Origin of the sequence: Kordia jejudonensis, assembly GCF_001005315.1 — a bacterium.
In the GTDB taxonomy this organism is placed as follows: domain Bacteria; phylum Bacteroidota; class Bacteroidia; order Flavobacteriales; family Flavobacteriaceae; genus Kordia; species Kordia jejudonensis.
On the sequence record NZ_LBMG01000024.1, the window covers coordinates 1 to 18,422 of the forward strand.

Annotated in this window: 17 protein-coding genes; 13 read left to right on the forward strand and 4 right to left on the reverse strand. The window is 33.6% G+C overall.

Annotation, left to right across the window (positions count from 1 at the left end):
• Positions 1–26 precede the first annotated feature (26 nt).
• The 4 genes from AA089_RS12280 to AA089_RS12295 form a co-directional block, all read right to left on the reverse strand.
• Positions 27–488, reverse strand: coding sequence for a hypothetical protein (locus tag AA089_RS12280; RefSeq protein WP_046757256.1), 462 nt, complete (start codon positions 486–488; stop codon positions 27–29).
• 126 nt (positions 489–614) lie between these two features.
• Positions 615–944, reverse strand: coding sequence for a hypothetical protein (locus AA089_RS12285; RefSeq protein WP_241479995.1), 330 nt, complete (start codon positions 942–944; stop codon positions 615–617).
• 196 nt (positions 945–1,140) lie between these two features.
• Complete coding sequence (gene apaG, locus AA089_RS12290; protein ID WP_046757257.1) at positions 1,141–1,527, reverse strand: Co2+/Mg2+ efflux protein ApaG; 387 nt, start codon at positions 1,525–1,527, stop codon at positions 1,141–1,143.
• Positions 1,528–1,646: 119 nt separating this feature from the next.
• Positions 1,647–2,906: a type IX secretion system plug protein gene (locus tag AA089_RS12295; protein ID WP_046757258.1), complete on the reverse strand. Its 1,260-nt coding sequence runs from the start codon at positions 2,904–2,906 to the stop codon at positions 1,647–1,649.
• A 189-nt stretch (positions 2,907–3,095) separates the two neighbouring features.
• Here AA089_RS12295 and AA089_RS12300 point away from each other — a divergent pair, with 189 nt between their 5' ends.
• From AA089_RS12300 to AA089_RS12360, 13 genes are all read left to right on the forward strand, one after another.
• A complete protein-coding gene (locus AA089_RS12300; protein WP_046757259.1) occupies positions 3,096–4,445 on the forward strand; it encodes a Na(+)-translocating NADH-quinone reductase subunit A in 1,350 nt (449 codons plus the stop codon).
• A gap of 4 nt (positions 4,446–4,449) precedes the next feature.
• Positions 4,450–5,658, forward strand: coding sequence for an NADH:ubiquinone reductase (Na(+)-transporting) subunit B (locus AA089_RS12305; protein WP_046757260.1), 1,209 nt, complete (start codon positions 4,450–4,452; stop codon positions 5,656–5,658).
• 2 nt (positions 5,659–5,660) lie between these two features.
• On the forward strand, positions 5,661–6,410 hold the full coding sequence (locus tag AA089_RS12310) for a Na(+)-translocating NADH-quinone reductase subunit C (RefSeq protein WP_046757261.1): 750 nt from the start codon (positions 5,661–5,663) through the stop codon (positions 6,408–6,410).
• A gap of 6 nt (positions 6,411–6,416) precedes the next feature.
• Entirely contained in the window at positions 6,417–7,049 is a 633-nt protein-coding gene (locus tag AA089_RS12315) for an NADH:ubiquinone reductase (Na(+)-transporting) subunit D (RefSeq protein ID WP_046757262.1), read from the forward strand.
• A 78-nt stretch (positions 7,050–7,127) separates the two neighbouring features.
• Positions 7,128–7,853, forward strand: a complete 726-nt coding sequence (nqrE, locus tag AA089_RS12320; RefSeq protein WP_046757263.1) for an NADH:ubiquinone reductase (Na(+)-transporting) subunit E — start codon at positions 7,128–7,130, stop codon at positions 7,851–7,853.
• A 1-nt stretch (position 7,854) separates the two neighbouring features.
• A complete protein-coding gene (gene nqrF, locus AA089_RS12325) occupies positions 7,855–9,165 on the forward strand; it encodes an NADH:ubiquinone reductase (Na(+)-transporting) subunit F (protein WP_046757264.1) in 1,311 nt (436 codons plus the stop codon).
• Between the two features lie 147 nt (positions 9,166–9,312).
• Entirely contained in the window at positions 9,313–12,087 is a 2,775-nt protein-coding gene (locus tag AA089_RS12330; protein ID WP_046757265.1) for an alpha/beta hydrolase family protein, read from the forward strand.
• A 222-nt stretch (positions 12,088–12,309) separates the two neighbouring features.
• On the forward strand, positions 12,310–12,672 hold the full coding sequence (locus AA089_RS12335) for a hypothetical protein (RefSeq protein ID WP_046757266.1): 363 nt from the start codon (positions 12,310–12,312) through the stop codon (positions 12,670–12,672).
• A 4-nt stretch (positions 12,673–12,676) separates the two neighbouring features.
• On the forward strand, positions 12,677–13,702 hold the full coding sequence (locus tag AA089_RS12340) for an FAD:protein FMN transferase (protein WP_046757267.1): 1,026 nt from the start codon (positions 12,677–12,679) through the stop codon (positions 13,700–13,702).
• Positions 13,703–13,959: 257 nt separating this feature from the next.
• Positions 13,960–14,211, forward strand: a complete 252-nt coding sequence (locus AA089_RS12345) for a hypothetical protein (RefSeq protein WP_046757268.1) — start codon at positions 13,960–13,962, stop codon at positions 14,209–14,211.
• A gap of 49 nt (positions 14,212–14,260) precedes the next feature.
• A complete protein-coding gene (locus tag AA089_RS12350; RefSeq protein WP_046757269.1) occupies positions 14,261–14,530 on the forward strand; it encodes a hypothetical protein in 270 nt (89 codons plus the stop codon).
• Positions 14,531–14,707: 177 nt separating this feature from the next.
• Positions 14,708–17,650, forward strand: a complete 2,943-nt coding sequence (locus tag AA089_RS12355) for a sensor histidine kinase (RefSeq protein WP_156168991.1) — start codon at positions 14,708–14,710, stop codon at positions 17,648–17,650.
• Positions 17,647–18,399, forward strand: coding sequence for a LytR/AlgR family response regulator transcription factor (locus AA089_RS12360; protein WP_046757271.1), 753 nt, complete (start codon positions 17,647–17,649; stop codon positions 18,397–18,399). Before AA089_RS12355 ends, AA089_RS12360 begins: the two co-directional genes overlap by 4 nt.
• Positions 18,400–18,422 lie beyond the last annotated feature (23 nt).

Sequence of the window (18,422 nt, forward strand, 5' to 3'; positions counted from 1 at the left end):
AATTTGTATCGAGAAGTACTTTGAAGTTAGACGCGCTTTTTTTCGTTTACTAATTCAGCCAATTTATTTAATTTTTCACTGTTTATTTTCTTCCAATCAAGTTCGTTTAACTCAATTGTGTTAAACTTTTTTAAACTCCGATACATTGGTAAAATTATAGAATCATAACTTCCCGATATTTTATAGATCTCTTTCTGTTTACTTGTTGAATCGTTACTGGATGCAATCAATATGTCGATTGTTTCTCCGTTTGGAATGAATTCGAAAAGATAATATCCTGGTTCTAAAAACCAATACATTTTTGCTTCAAGTCCTTTCAAAATAGAAATGAGACATTCGCATAGCAAATCAGTTGGAATTTTTGGAACTGCAGACGCGTTAAAATTCAATTCAAATTCTATGTGTTTAAATTCAATTTGAAGCCATCCGTGTTTTGGATTCCCAAGATTCAATTCTATTTTATCGGTTTTTTTCAAATTTTTTATCAATTTTTTATCAATATTTTATTTCTGAAATGTATCGTTTAAAATGCTGCTCGTTTTAGTGTATTATTCTAGAGTAAAATTTTATGTTTTTCCTTTCAATCTAGCTATAGTATTTTCAATGCCTAATTATCAGTGTTGATACAGGTTTTTAGTTATAAAATTTAGAGTGTGAATCTTCGGTATTTCTGTGATTTCTGAAGTTCCATCTATGGAATAAAATTCCAATTCAGTCAACATTTCTTCAGTTCCGAAAATCGATATTCCAATAAGGTCTCCGTTTTTACGTTTTGCTACGTAATCCATTAATAAATTACCTTTTTGAATTTCCGATTCAAATGTGTTTCCAAATAATATTGTTGGACATTTTCCGCAACCACATCTAGCAATAACTTTTAAATTCCTTGTCAAATTAGCCCATTCCGATGTTTCTCTTTCAAATAAGTAGTTTAGAAATTCCATTTCGGATGTTGTTAATTCTCATTTTTCTGATATGTTAAACTTCATTTTTTAGAAATTGAATTTTGTAAAATATAGAAGGAATCTATGAATTTCTGAATTCAGAAAGAAGTTTTAAAAAGATTTTGAGTGATTCTAACTCGTTATGCTCTTGGTATATTGGAATGTTTTTATTTCCTAACACCTAACACCTTAACTGTTAATTCAGCGCAAAAGGTGCGCTCAACTTAAATGTAGGAATCACGACTCTGAATTTCTTTGTCGTCGTAAAATTGACCATATTGTAATGTCCGCGCATAGCGCCAATAGGAGAGGAAAGTAAACAGCCTGATTGATAGGTGTGAGATTCTCCAGGTTTTAAAACAGGTTTTTTGCCAATAACACCTTCGCCATCCACAATTTCAATACTATTTAAAGCGTCAAAAATTTGCCAATGTCTTGATGTTAACTGTACAGAATCTTTACTTTGATTTTCAATTGTAATTTCGTAACCAAATGCAAAATGCATTTTGTAGTTTTTGTAGAACGTGCCTTCAAAGCTAGTTTCTACGGAAATTTTAATACCTCTGGTTACTTGTTGAATCATTAATTTATCGTATTAACAAGTTGTGGTTTTACTTGCAACACACTCAAAAATACGAATTTTATCATTATTTTCTTAAAGCATGTCTAAATTTTAACGTATTTGTAAGAGAAAAAAGGAATTTAATTCTTAATTACACTCGAATTTGTAGATCCAATTCCGATAATACTATCATACACTTCGCCAAACTTTCGGAAGTATACAATAATTAAATAATCGTTTTCTGTTTGAAAATAAGATCCACTAATTTTGGCATGTTCCAGCTCGTTTTTACTATTCAAAACAACATATTTATAATTGTAAAATCCCTGTTTGAGTAAAATTTCAGCTTCATACAAATCGGTTTCAGGATTGTAAAATAATTGGTTTTCTTCTGTCAGCGCATAATTATTAAATCGTCCATAGACATAAATTTTACTGCCTTCTAATTTCATATAATTATTCAATGAAAAATGAATTTTAGCGTAATCCGCTTCAATAGAAGGATCAGTTCCCACAATTGTATTGATCAAAAACGTACCATTCAAATCTGGATTGAAAGTATATGGTTGGTTGGCGCGTGTCGGATTGGTATGTAAATAATTGTGATACACATCGCGCAGTTCAATTCGGGCAATGCTAATATTTCCGCCACGAATTTCTTTATTATCAAAGTTCAAAAATTCATTTCCACCTGGAAAACTTGTTTCAGTATTGTATCTGTACATCAATCGTGAGCCCAACGTATATTGTGGTTTAATGTTTGTAATCGCTCTATTCCATTGGTAATTTTGTAAAATAGCTACTTTTACTTCGCGTTCAGGATTTCGCAAAAATAAATTTGGTGAATTGATTTCAAACTGAATCAATTGATTTTTGTCAATAGTGCTCAAATCTCTAGTTCGATGCACGGCTGCGGCTACATTTACAACATTTTCATACACAATAAACTTTCTAGAAAACATCAACTCGTCATCATCGTTATAAATGGAAAGCATGTAATTTCCTGATAATAATAAAGTTGTAAAGCTATTCGGAATCGTTAATCTATAATTTGAATATAATTGTAATGTGTTAAACGAATTTTCGTAATTAATAATACGTTGGTTATCAAAACCTCTCATATATTGTGCTTTGGAAAGGTTTGAAGGTGTCCAATCGTAATTGCAATGCACAATTTTATAATAATAATCAACTTCGTCTCCATTAACATCATCAAAGGTAACGGATAAGGGTTCGCCAAGTTGCAATACAGGAAACTGATCGCCCTGATTAGTGCCTGATAAAATAATACTCTTAATAAATTTTGGTGGATTTACTTCTTCTAAAGGTTTTGCTTGCGCGTGTAAAGAAATTACAGAAGTCAGTATTGTTAAAAAAATGCAAAAAGTACGAAGCGTCATTGTGATTAATTTTTACAAAGATACGCAAAATGTATGCCTAACGCGGTTTCTATTGAAATCCGTCGGAAAATGAAGTTGTTAAAAACACAATTTAGAATCAGTATAAATAAATTTTATAGTTATGAACTTGCTTTTAGTTGCGTTTGTAAATGCTTAAATTTGCATGTTTTTTAGAAAAAATCCATAACTATGTCAAAAGACATTCGCATAAAAAAAGGCTTAGATATTAAGCTTGTTGGCGAAGCACAAACAACTACGATTGCAGCGAAAGCGAGTAGTGTTTATGTGATAAAGCCAGAAGATTTTCACGGAATCATCCCTAAGCTGTTAGTGAAAGTTGGTCATAAAATTAAAGCCGGTGAGGCGTTATTTCATTCTAAATCAGACGAAACATTAGTATTTCCATCTCCAGTAAGTGGGACGGTTGCTGAAATCGTTCGAGGTGCAAAGCGAAAAATTTTAGAAATTAGAATTTCCGCTGATGCAACTCAAGAATATCACGATTTTGGTAAAAAAGATGCTGCAAAAATGTCTGGTGAAGAAGTAAAAACGCATTTGCTAGCCGCAGGTTGTTGGCCTTTCATTAAACAACGTCCTTATGATGTGATTGCAGATCCAAGTAAATCGCCAAAATCAATTTTTGTTTCAGGGTACAACAGTGCTCCTTTAGCGCCAGACTACGATTACGTATTGGCAGGAAAAGAAGCAGCATTGACAGCCTCATTGACTGCATTGACGAAACTTACTGAAGGAAATGTTCATGTTGTTACTAAAAAAGGAGGAAATTCTCCTTTAGCTAACATTGCAGGAGCGCAATCGCACACAGTTTCAGGACCGCATCCAGCAGGAAACGTGGGAACACATATCAATAAAATTGATCCTGTAAACAAAGGAGAAGTTGTCTGGACAGTTTCAGCTGCAGACTTGGTAATTATTGGTGAACTTTTACTTACGGGTAAATTTAATGCTTCACGAACAGTTGCTGTTACAGGTTCTCAAATCACAAATCCAACATACGTTACAGCAATCGCTGGTGCAAGTATGAAAGATTTAGTTGCAGGTAACATCGATACAGAAAACACACGAATTATTAGTGGAAATGTGTTGAGTGGAAAGCAACAAGGAGAAGAAGGCGCTTTAGGATATTATGACAATCAAGTAACTGCAATTCCAGAAGGAGACGATTACGAGTTTTTCGGATGGAATAAGCCAGTCTTCAATAAAATAAGTGTGTCAAGAGCACTTACATTTTCATGGTTGAAACCAAATAAAAAATACGATCTAAATACCAATACAAATGGCGAACACCGTGCATTTGTAACGACTGGTACGTACGAAGAAGTATTTCCATTAGATATTTATCCAATGCAAATATTAAAAGCATGTATGTACAAAGATTTAGACGAAATGGAAGCTTTAGGAATGTATGAAGTTGCACCTGAAGATTTTGCATTGACAGAATTTGTGTGTGTTTCCAAACAACCACATCAAAATATTATCAGAGAAGGTTTAGACTTAATGCTTAAAGAAATAGGATAACACTATGAGCTTAAAAAGTAAATTACATAATTTAAAAGAGAAGTATAAAGGAACCAAAATGGCGCCTGCATTTAATGCATTGCACACATTTTTATACTTACCTAATGAAACTACGCACAATGGAACGCACATCAAAGCTGCGGACGATTTAAAGCGTACGATGAATACCGTAATCATGGCGTTAGTTCCATGTTTAATCTACGGAATGTTCAATGCAGGTTACCAACATTACCTTGCTTTAGGAGAAATTGAAGCAGCAAACGGATTTTTAGGAGGTTCATTTTGGACACTTGATAATTTAATTCTTGGAGCTTGGCAAGTATTACCGTTAGTAGTTGTTTCCTATGGAGTTGGATTGGCTGTTGAATTCTTATTTGCAGTCATCAAAGGACATGAAGTAGAAGAAGGATACTTAGTAACAGGAATGTTAGTTCCACTAATTGTACCTGTTGATATTCCATTATGGATGTTAGCTGTAGCGGTAATTTTTGGAGTTGTTATTGGAAAAGAAGTATTTGGTGGAACAGGAATGAATATCTTAAATCCTGCCTTAACCATTAGAGCCTTTTTATTCTTTGCCTATCCAACTTGGATGTCAGGAGATAAAGTTTGGGTACATGGAGCTGTTGAAAGAGCTGGAACACCTGATGCAATTTCTGGAGAAACACTTTTAGGAGCGTATGCGCAAAACAGTTCGCTTCCAGGTATTGACTATTGGGACATGTTTTGGGGATTAATACCAGGTTCTGTAGGAGAAACATCCAAATTCTTAATCATCATAGGTGCATTATTCTTAATCTTCACGAAAGTGGGAAGCTGGAGAATTATGCTAAGTACATTAATTGGTGCTTTGGTAATGGGATTAATCTTCAACGGAGTTGTTGATGCTGGATGGATTCCAGATACAAGCAAATTTTACGGATTAATGAGTGTTCCTTTCTGGCAACACTTAATTATCGGAAGTATACTTTTCGGAGCTGTATATATGGCAACCGATCCAGTAACTGCCGCACAAACAAACAAAGGAAAGTGGATTTACGGTTTCTTAATTGGTTTCATATCAATCATGATTCGTGTGTTCAACCCAGCATATCCTGAAGGTGTATTCTTAGCGATCTTATTAATGAACGTATTTGCACCAACAATTGATCACTACGTGGTTCAAGGAAATGTGAAGAAAAGAATGAAACGTCTAAAAGTAAAAACAGCTTAACGATGGAAAAGAGAACAGATAAAAACTCATATACCGTAATATTCGCGATCGGAATGGTATTGGTAGTTGGTGCGTTGCTAGCTTATTTGGCATCAGCATTGAAACCAATGATTACTGAAAATCAGCGTTTAGAAAAGCAGCAAAACATTTTGTATGCGATGGGAATTAACAATAACGATGAAGGAAGTGCCACATTTGTATCTACTGATGAAGCGCCTGAGTTATTTGAAAAATACATCAAACAACAACTTGTTATTGAAAACGGAGAAGTTAAGGAAGATAATAAAGCTTACTTAATTGATGTAAAAAAAGAGCAAGCAAGAGCAAAAAATGGGAAGACGAGAAGATTGCCATTATTTGTTGGAGAAAAAGATGGGAAAAAATTCTACATCGCACCAATTAGAGGAAAAGGACTTTGGGATGCTATTTGGGGATATGTCGCTATGGATGAAAATATGACTGTACAAGGTGTATATTTTGATCACAAAGGAGAAACACCAGGACTTGGAGCAAACATCAAGCAGCGTTATTTTATGGACGATTTCTACGGAGAACGTTTATTAACAGATGCTGGCGTCTTTAAAGGAATCACAATTTCTAAATCGAATGCAGATCCAACAAACGAAGACAAAAACGATTATGAAATTGATGCCATCGCAGGAGCAACCATTACGGGAGACGGAGTTACAGCAATGATCAAAAAAGATTTAAAGTTGTATTTGCCATATTTTCAAAACTTAAAAAACAACTAATAAATCATGGGAAAAGATACCAAATTAATATTAGACCCATTAGCAGATAACAACCCGATTACAATTCAGGTATTGGGAATCTGTTCAGCATTAGCAATTACAGCAGAACTTGAAGCTTCTATTGTAATGTCTATATCTGTATTATTCGTATTAGGAGTAGGAAATGTGGTTATTTCATTGATGCGAAACATTATTCCATCAAAAATTAGAATCATTGTACAGTTAATTGTAGTAGCAACACTTGTAATTATTGTGGATTTAGTACTAAAAGCCTTTGCGTATGAATTGAGTAAAACACTTTCAGTATTCGTCGGATTAATCATTACAAACTGTATAATTATGGGACGTTTTGAAGCATTTGCTTTAGGAAACGGACCATGGAGATCATTCTTAGACGGAATTGGAAACTCATTAGGATATGCAGTAATCTTAATTATTGTAGGATTCTTTAGAGAATTATTAGGTTCTGGAACGTTACTAGGAATTAAAATTCTTGGTGATCCTGTTGCAAAAACTGGATTATATGCTTTCGGATATGAAAATAACGGTTTCATGTTACTATCACCAATGGCATTAATAGTAGTTGGAATCATTATTTGGGTACAACGTACAAGAAACAAAGCGTTAATAGAAGACTAAAACTTAGTTGCTAGTTTGTAGTTGTTGGTTGTTAGAAATTTCCAACAACAAACAACAAACAACTAAAAACAAAAACATATGGAACATATAGAATTATTTTTCAAATCAATATTCATAGATAACATGGTATTTGCTACCTTCCTAGGAATGTGTTCGTACCTTGCTGTATCTAAAAAAGTAACCACAGCCGTTGGACTTGGAGCCGCAGTTATTTTCGTACTTGCGATTACCGTACCACTAAACTGGTTATTAGATCAATACATCTTACAACCAGGAGCATTATCTTGGTTAGGAGAAGAATATGCAGCGTACGATCTTAGTTTCTTATCATTCATCATGTTTATTGCAACAATAGCAACCATGGTACAATTGGTAGAAATTATCGTAGAAAAGTTTTCTCCATCGTTATACAACTCATTAGGTATCTTTTTACCATTAATCGCTGTAAACTGTGCCATCTTAGGAGGTTCATTATTTATGCAATCAAGAGAAATTGCAAGTTTAGGTTTAGCTACTACGTATGGTATTGGTTCAGGAATCGGATGGTTCTTAGCCATCTTAGCCATTGCAGCTATTCGCGAAAAAATAAGATACTCTAACGTACCACCAGCATTAAGAGGTTTAGGAATTACATTTATCATTACTGGATTAATGGCAATCGGATTCATGAGCTTTGGAGGAATGTTAACAGGTGGAGACGAAGAAGGAGAAGCATTAGAAAATAAAAACGGTGCTCAAATTAAGACTGTAAAAGACAGCAGTACTACAAATGAAATCGCTAACAATACAAAAGTAATTGAGTAATATGATATTAGCAGCAAGTACATTAGGAACAGTAGTAGCAACAGTAGCAGCCTTTTTACTAATTACCTTAGTATTGGTTTCTCTATTGTTATTTGTAAAACAAAAATTATCGCCATCAGGTCCAGTAAAAATTACCATTAATGGCGAGCGAGAAATTGAAGTAGCTTCAGGAAGTACGTTATTATCTACCTTAGGAAGTGAAAAAATATTCTTACCATCAGCTTGTGGTGGTGGTGGAACATGTATTCAGTGCGAATGCCACGTATTAGAAGGTGGAGGAGAAGCATTGCCTACAGAAGTGCCACACTTTACAAGAAAAGAATTAAAACACGGTGCACGTTTAGCTTGTCAAGTAAAAGTAAAGCAAGACATGAACATTACAATTCCAGAAGAAGTATTTGGAATTAAAAAGTGGGAAGCTACCGTAGTTCGTAATTACAATGTAGCATCATTCATTAAGGAATTCGTTGTTGAAATTCCTGAAGATATGGGATACAAAGCAGGTGGATATATTCAAATAGAAATTCCTCCTTGTGAGATCAAATATGAAGACATCGATATCACTGCGCATCCTGAAGAGCATGAAACTCCAGACAAATTCCAAGCAGAATGGGACAAGTTCGGATTATGGCCTTTAGTGATGAAAAACAACGAAACTGTAGAGCGTGCATATTCAATGGCTTCATATCCAGCAGAAGGACGCGAAATCATGTTAAACGTTCGTATTGCAACGCCACCATGGGACAGAGCTAAAAATGCTTGGATGAATGTAAATCCAGGAGTAGCATCATCATACATATTTGCACAGAAACCAGGAGACAAAGTAACAATTTCAGGACCTTACGGTGAATTCTTCATCAATGAGTCAGAATCTGAAATGTTATACGTTGGTGGTGGAGCAGGAATGGCGCCAATGCGTTCACACCTATATCACTTATTCAAAACCATCAAAACAGGTAGAAAAGTTACGTATTGGTATGGAGGACGTTCTAAGCGTGAATTATTCTACATAGATCACTTTAGAGAATTAGAAAGAGATTTTCCTAACTTCAAATTCTACATGGCACTTTCTGAGCCATTGGAAGAAGACAACTGGAAAGTTAAAAAAGACATTCACGATGAAGCAGGAGATGGATTCGTGGGATTCATTCACAACTGTGTAATCGATAACTACTTAAATCATCACGAAACACCTGAGGATATTGAACTATACTTCTGTGGTCCACCATTAATGAACCAAGCTGTTCAGAAAATGGGAGAAGATTTCGGAATTCCAGATGAAAATATCCGATTCGATGATTTCGGAGGATAAAATCTAGTATTTAGAATAGATTAAAAAAAAGATCGTTTGCGCAGTAAACGATCTTTTTTTTGTCAGAAATATTGTTAAGATTACAGAAAAGGTTAGTAAAAAAGAATAATCTAGTTATCTTTAAATGCTAAATACTCAATCAAAACAATGAAGCATACTATCCCATTTCTACTTTGCTGTTTCTTAGTAGGAATCTCTTTCGCACAAAAAAAAGCAATCACACATGATGACTATGATTTATGGAAGAATATCAATAATGTAAAAGTTTCCGAAAATGGAAAACTCATCGTATCTACCATAGAAACAGTAACCAAAAGAGGAGATGGATATCTTGAAATTTACAATACAGAAACAAAACAAAAAGTCACATACTTCAATGGTGTTTCAAGCAATATATCACAAGATGAAAAATTCGTAATTTTCCAAAAACCAGCAACATATGCTGAAAAAAGAACGGAAAAGAAACAGAAAACAAAAGACGAAAATAAAGCGAAAGATGTACTTTACATTTACGATGCAGTCAATAATTTATTATATGATTCTATTCATCGCGTAAAAAAATACAGTCTACCTAAAAAGAATAGTGAGTATATTGTAATTGAAAAATTCAAAAGTAAAAAAGATACTATCAAAGGCGACAGTTTATCTGCTTGGAAAAATAATTATGCACTTGTATATCATCTCAAAACCAAACAACAAGATACTATTTTTGACATAAAAAGTTTTATACTTCCAGAAGAAGGGACTACGTTTTATTACACAACCAAAAACAAAAAAAGTAAGAAAAAAGCAAAAGGGATATTTGCCTATAACGTAGCTTTAAAATCAAAAAAAGTAATTGATACTTCATTATTCGATTACAAAAAACTAAGCGTAAACAAACAAGGAAATCAGCTAGCTTATCTTGCTGATAGAGACTCTGCAAAAACGGATTCTGTGCCGTTAAAATTGTTCGTATACCGTAAAAATAACATAGTTCCTTTAGTTGAAAATGAAGAATTACGTTTAGGAAAAATGCAGACGCTGAGTGCTAAAAGCGGTCCTAGATTCTCTGAAAACGGAAAACGATTATACTTTTATTCCAAAATAAAAAGCCTATACAAAAAAGACACAACGCTTCTTGCAGAGGAAATTCCAGACGTAGATGTTTGGAATTGGAATGATAAAATAACTCAGCCAAGACAAAAAGCACTTGAAGATTCGCTAGAAGAAGAAACACGCTTGTACTATTATGACTTAGAAAATGGAAAATATGTTCGGGTTCAAGACGATGTCATTGATAATGTAATAATGAATGACAAATACTCAAACAAGTATGCTTTAGGAATAGATGACACACCATACAAATTAGAAACTTGGTTGGCACGATCTAGAAAAGATTACTATGTCATTGATCTTGAAACTGGAAACAAACGTTTACTATTCAAAAAAACCATCACCAGATTAGATATGACGAATGATGGTAAACATGCCGTATATTTTGATTATGATACCAAAAATTGGATGTCTGTCAATCTAAAAACATTAAAAAAGCACAACCTTACAAAAGGGATTAACGTTGCTTTTGATGACGAAGATCATGACACACCATCAACTCCTCATTTCTACGGTAACTCTGGACTCGATAAAAATGGAAACATATTATTAAATGACAAATATGACATTTGGAGCGTTCCTGTCGACGGATCAAAAAAAGCAAAAAATATTACCAAAATTGGAAGAAAACAAAAAATAACATTCAGAACACTAAGATTTGATACAGAAAACTATTGGAATGCAGGATATGTAGACAATAAGTTATTTTTAGTAGGATTTGACGAAAAAGTAAAAGCTGACGGTATCTATTTTTTAGCTAATGGAAAACTTATTGAAAAAATAAAACCAACGAAAAATATAATATCCAATATTCAAAAGGCGAAGTCCAAAGACATAGTTGTATACCAAAAGGAAAGTTTTAAAGAGTACGAAGACCTATATCTTACAACGGATAATTTTAAAACAGATAAAAAAATTACAGATGTCAATCCGCATCAAAAAAACTTCAAATGGGGAACTTCCGAATTGGTTACTTGGAATGCCTATGACGGAACAAAATTAGAAGGAATTGTATACAAACCTGAAAATTTTGATCCTTCTAAAAAATATCCAATGATTGTATATTTTTATGAAAGAAACTCCGACGGACTCAACCATTACACAGTGCCAAAACCAAGTGCATCTACGGTAAATAAATCCTATTTGGTAAGCAATGACTACCTAGTGTTCGTGCCTGATATTGTATACAAAACAGGTCAACCAGGAAAAGATGCATACAACTGTGTAATTTCTGGAGTCGAAGCAATGGAGAAGAAAGGTTATGTAGATAGCAGTCGTATGGCATTGCAAGGACAAAGTTGGGGCGGATATCAAGTAGCATATCTCGTTACAAAAACAAACAAATTCAAAGCCGCTATGGCAGGTGCGCCAGTAAGTAACATGACGTCTGCCTACGGAGGAATTCGATGGGGAAGTGGCATGAGTCGTATGTTTCAATATGAAAAAACACAAAGTCGTATAGGAAAAACGCTTTGGGAAGGTTTTGATAACTACATTGAAAGTTCTCCTTTATTCAGCCTGCCTAACGTACAAACGCCGTTATTAATTATGCACAATGATAACGATGGAGCGGTTCCATACTATCAAGGAATTGAATTGTTTATGGGAATGCGACGCTTACGAAAACCAGCTTGGATGCTCGTCTACAACAATGAAGCGCACAATTTGCGTAAAATGAAAAACAAGCAAGATCTTTCCATACGAATGATGCAATTTTTTGACTACTATCTAAAAGATGCACCCGCGCCAATTTGGATGACGAAAGGTGTGCCACGTTCGGAAAAAGGAATTAACTTTGGGTATGATTTAGAAAAAGGAAAGCCTTAAGAAACGTACTGTAGATAGGAATTACTCACTAAAATTCTATTACTAAACATATAGACATTATCTTTGCAAATGATCTAAATCGTATACGGAAACTGGCAAAAATGAATTTGTTCGGTAAAAAGTGTATTTTGTCGATAATTGTTAAAAAAAATAGTTCAAAAACAAAGTAGATCACTGTAAACTAATACTTTCGCTTGCGTTGGTATAGAATTCATATACACTATGGAGAAACTAACAAAACAAGAATTGCATAATCTTGCGATGAACATCGTAGGAAAAGAACTAGAAGAAAAAGGATACGAATTTCTAGCAGTAAACAGTAAAATCAACAAACATCCCCAATTTGTTTGTATTGATGAAAATAACAAAAAGAAATTTGTACTTGTAAAAGCTGTTATCTATCCAGAAGATCCAAAAGAATACGATCCTATTTGGATGCAAACATTTAAACAACACGTAGAAAAATTTGAAGCAGAATTATTTTTTGCAGGTGTTGGATTAGGAAATGCAGACAATCCTTTAGAAGAAATAGTTAAAAATCAACCATACATATTAGATTATGATGGCTTAATACAAATAACATAAATACATGAAAGCAATTACATTTCCCCTATACATGTGTATAGCTTTTTTAGTCGTATCGTGTGGAAAACCACAGAAGGACTCAATCATGCGTGCAAACTCAGGATATGCACTAGGAACTACGTACAATATTCAATACGAAGTTTTCAATGAAAAAGATGACTACCAAGATAAAATTGAAAACGTTTTTCATGAAGTAAATCTATCCATTTCAGCATACTTACCAACTTCCGATATTTCTCGTATCAACAGAGGTGAGAAAGATGTTGTTATTGATGAGTATTTCAAAACGGTATACAATTTCTCAAGAGAAGTCTTTGAAAAAACGGATGGTTTCTTTGATCCTAGTGTTGGAGCACTTGTCAATGCATGGGGATTTGGTCCAGAAAAGCCAATCAATAACCTTACTAAAGAACAAGTAGATAGTATAATGAAATTTACAGGGTTTGATAAAGTAAGTCTTACCAGTGAAGGGAAAATTGTAAAAGAACATCCATCAATTACATTTGATTTCAATGCACTAGGAAAAGGATATGCTATAGACCTCATAGGAAAAATGTTTGATGAAAATGGTGTGAAAAATTACATCATTGAAGTTGGTGGCGAAATCTTAACAAGAGGAAAAAATACCAAAAAAGTAAAAAAATGGACCGTAGCTATAGACAGTCCTATTCAAGATGAAGATGAACGTAAATATATAGAACTAATTGCCCTAGAAAATAGAGCCATGGCAACTTCTGGAAACTACCGAAAATTTAGAATCGATCCAGAAACAGGCGATTACTATGTACACATCCTAAATGCAAAAACAGGATATCCAATGAAAAACAATGTGCTTAGTGTTTCTGTTATTGCTGAAAACTGTATGAAAGCAGACGCATACGCTACAGCATTTATGGTAATGCCGTATGAAAAAACAAAAGATTTACTAAGTAAACTAACGGATGTTGATGCGTACATTGTAAGTAGAGACCAATACGGAAACATTCAAAAATACACTACAAAAGGTTTTCAAGACCTAATTATTCCATAACACTTTCCATTTCATAATATTCTATTAGAAGCTGTTTTTTCTTTAAAAAAATGAGCTAAAATGGTTGGCTTTTATAGCAAGTATCTTGTTTAATGAAAACGTCTAAAAGTTACCATAAAGCGCGGCTACATCGAATTCAAAATGTAAATCACAAAAATGTTAATTAAGGTTTAAAACTACTATAAGTGAGGTTTTTATATAAATGATACTTGTAAAATAAAAGTACCTTGTAAGCGTAACTTTTTAAAAATAAGATCATGAAAAAAAAGAACTTAACTCACAAAGAGCTCAAGCTAAACAAAAAAGTAGTATCTAGTCTTTCCGTAAAAGATTTAAAAGGAGGAACCTTAGGACTTTCTAACTTTGCTGATGCCGACACAAATTGCGGTGCGCTAACGGGAACATGTCAAACAGCACTTGGCTGTCCATACACAAATACATGTCCTCCAACCGAATTATGCATCAGAACGATCTCATGTCAACCAAATGGCATCTGTGGTTTAGGCTAAAAACATATATCATCTTAGAAACAATTATTAACTATAAATATATATTGTCATGAAAAAAAAGAATTTAAAAAACAGTGGATTGAAACTAAACAAAAATGTAGTCTCTAGTTTAAAATCAGGAACTTTAACAGGCGGCGGAACAAACTCTTGTTTTCAATATGCTGATACAAGATGTGCAGATACTATAGGTTGCGGTTTTACAAATAACTGTCCGTCAAATGGATGTCCAACAAATGCGTGTCCGACAAACGGTTGTCCACCACAAACAAATGGTTGTCCTTTCATTTCACAATCTTGCCCAGATTTAGGAATTTGCTAAGAAAATAACATCTAATCATTCATTAAAAACGGCTTTTAGTACACGGTGCTAAAGGTCGTTTTTTTATTCACATACACATAAAATCATTGTTTTTACAAGTTGAAAATGCACTTTCAGCAGAAAAAGAAGTTATAGATTATTAAAAATTGTAGTTTTGGTAGTTATAATTCAAGACAATTGATAAAAAAAATACTGCATTTACTTCTACTATTTCACGTCTGTATTGTATTTGGACAGCATCCGATTTACACACAATTTTCAGAAAAAGATGGTTTGCCCGATATCGAATTTTATAACCTAATGGAAGATAGTAAAGGTTTTATTTGGCTCGCAGCCGATAAAGGATTTTACAGATATGACGGAAATCAATTCAAACTATTTACCAACAAAGAAAAAAGAGGACTCTCTGTATTTGAACCTAATGAAGATCATTTAGGACGTGTTTGGTGCTGCAATATCACAGGACAATTCTTTTACGTGAAAAATGATAAACTCGTAACATTTGTAGATTTAGGCAAAAAAATCAATTGGCAACTTGGGAGTTTTATTGTTACAAAAGAACACTTGCTTGTATTCACTCCTCAATACGCATATAAAATTTCTTTAGCGACGAAAAAAATTGAAAAAAGCGCTCATCTAAGCAATCAGTCGCTTGGAAATCCTTATCGAATTAAAGATAAAATATATATAACGGTACACAATACGATTACCGTGTTAGATTTAAATCTCAACATACTCAATCAAATTACTTCGGAAAAAATTGAAGATGATTTATTGAACAGTATGATTGGAAGAACCACAATTTCCGGATACAAAGGGCGCACATATTTACAATTTACAGACAACAAGGCGCAATCCAACTTATATATATTTGATGTAAACTCAGGACAATACGATAAAGTAGTACTAGAAGAAGAACTACAAAAAAGCCACATTGTCTCCATAAGCTTTTACAAAAATATAATGTTTTTTTGTACATATAGCGGACTTTGGTTGTATACGGTACAAGCTGATGGTACCATAAACTACAAAAACAGGTATTTCGAAAATCAATACGCAACCAAAATACATATAGATAAAAGTAAAAACTATTGGGTAACTACCTTGCGAAATGGCGTCTTTGTAATTCCGAACATAAATAATTTTACCTACAAATTCCCCAATGGAATAGAAGACTTTAAGTGTATAGAAAAAATAAATGACGATGTGTTTTTTTACGGAACATCTGATGGAAAAGCTGGTTTTTACAACATGAAAACCAACGTAACTGAGGAAATTCTTTTAAAGGACAATACCGCAATAACGTCAGCTTCATTCGATAAAAAACAACAATTACTGTACATAAGTCAACAAAATACGGCAACCATATATAACATTCAGACAAAAACATCTACAACAAGTGAAGCGTTTATTAACAGTCGTACCATTTCGTACATTGACACAAATACATATTTCTATACCAATTATCGCGGCGCAGTCAAAATAAAAGACGATAAAGAAGTATTGCGTATTGGCAAATTACGTGCGTATCTAGGCTTTCATGACAGCATAAGTAAAAACAGTTACGTTTCTTACGTTGATAACTTAATGAAATATGATGCTGATTTTAACGAAAAAAAAATTCGTTACAAAGGCAAAGGAATCAACGCAACAGGAATTACAAGAACAGACAACGGAATTATTTGGATTTCTACGTTTAAAGATGGCATATACGGAATAAAAAATGATAGTGTCATTACAAGTTACACCACGGAAAATGGACTTATTTCCAACTTCACACAAAAAATAAAAGGACACAAAAACGAACTGTGGATTGTTACCAACAAAGGAATTCAGCTACTAAATATAAAAACAGAAAAATTTAAAACGCTCACAAAAAGTGATGGAATCAATACATATCTAATCAGTGGAATTATTCCGTTTAAAAATAATGTTGTTTTTGCTACCAACAAAGGCATCTTTTCCATTGATCGTAAAACGGCTTTCAGCAGGAGAGCCAAACCTGAAATTTACTTTACAGGAATTCAAATCAACGAAAAAGACACGATAATTCAAGAAACATATGCATTGCCACATTTTCAAAATGCGGTAAAACTAAGTTTTAACTCCAACGGTTTTCGATCAAAAGAACACATTCGCTACAAAAGTAGATTGCTCGGATTTAATGAAAATTGGATTCCTGTAGATGAAGGAATCGACTTTGTAAAGTACAATAGTTTGCCTGTTGGAAACTATACCTTTCAAGTAAAAGCGACATCGAGTTCATTGGCAGGCGAATCCGAAATAACAGCAATTGATATTGCCATAAAAAGTCCTTTTTGGAAACGTACTTGGTTTGTGTTAAGTATGGTCTTATTAATTGTAATATTAATCATTCTCTACTATAAAAATGTGCTTAAAAAACGCGATAAGCAAAAAAATAAAGAACTTGAAAAACTAGCACAAGAGCGTGAACTGGTATTTCTAAAGCTCGAAAACTTACGTTCGCAGATGAATCCGCATTTTATTTTCAATGCGTTGAATTCAATTCAGGAATACATCATTCTCAACAAAAAAAATCTAGCCAGTGATTACTTGGGGAAATTTGCCGATTTAATTCGCACCTACTTACATCACAGTAACAAAGGAGTAATTTCACTACAAGATGAAATAGACTGTTTGGAAATGTATCTAGAATTGGAAGAACTGCGCTTTGAAGACAAACTCATCTATTCCATTCAAATTGATAAAGAAGTTGATTCGGAAGCAATTTCCATTCCTACAATGCTGATTCAACCATATGTGGAAAATGCGTTGAAGCACGGTTTATTACACAAAAAGGACAATCGGAAACTGCATATTAGACTTACTGCTTCGCCTCAAAACGATACCGTAATATGTACAATTGAAGACAATGGTGTTGGAAGAGAAAAAGCATTAGCAATCAAACAAAAGAAAGATAAAATACACAAATCATTTGGAACGCAAGCAACACAAGATCGTTTGGATTTACTCAATCATGGTAAAGAAAAGCAAATAGGAGTTTCCATAGAAGATTTACACAATCAAACCACGCAAGAACCAAACGGAACAAAAGTTATCATTACCATTCCGATCACAAAAATAAAAAATAACCGATGAAAGTAATTATCATAGATGACGAACGCAAAGCAAGAAACTTATTGCACATTTTGATAGCTGAAAACTGCCCAAAAATCAAAGAAATATATGAAGCGGAAGACTTACTTTCTGGTGTAGAATTGATCAAGAAAGAACGTCCACAAATCGTGTTTTTAGACATTGAAATGCCAGAACACTCAGGTTTGGAAATCATGAATTTTTTAGACAAGGAAAATTTCAATTTCGAAATTATTTTCACAACTGCATACAGCGAATATGCTATCAAAGCATTTCAACTTTCAGCAATTGATTACTTACTAAAGCCTGTACGTGCAACACAAATACAAGAAGCAGTTGAAAAAGCACTCAAACACATCGGGAAATCGCAAATCAACATAAAACTAGAAGAACTCAAAAAAAGTTTGGCGTCTTCCAACTTTAACAAAATAGGATTGCCATTTTCAGATGGTTTCAAATTTGTAAACTTTAACGAAATTATCTTACTTGAAGCTGACGGCATGTACACCAAAATTACGACCCTAAACGAATCGGAAATCTTAGTCAGCAAACCGCTCAAACACTTTGTGGCTTTACTTGGAAAAATAAAAACCTTCTACAAGCCGCATCGTTCCTATCTTATCAACCTAACATACATCAAAGAATACATCAAAAAAGATGGTGGTTATATCATCATGGATAACAACGAAACGGTTTCTATTTCTAAAGACAAAAAAGAAGAATTTCTTGCCATTGTTCAGAATATAGGATAACTTCAATGAAAGAAAAAACATAA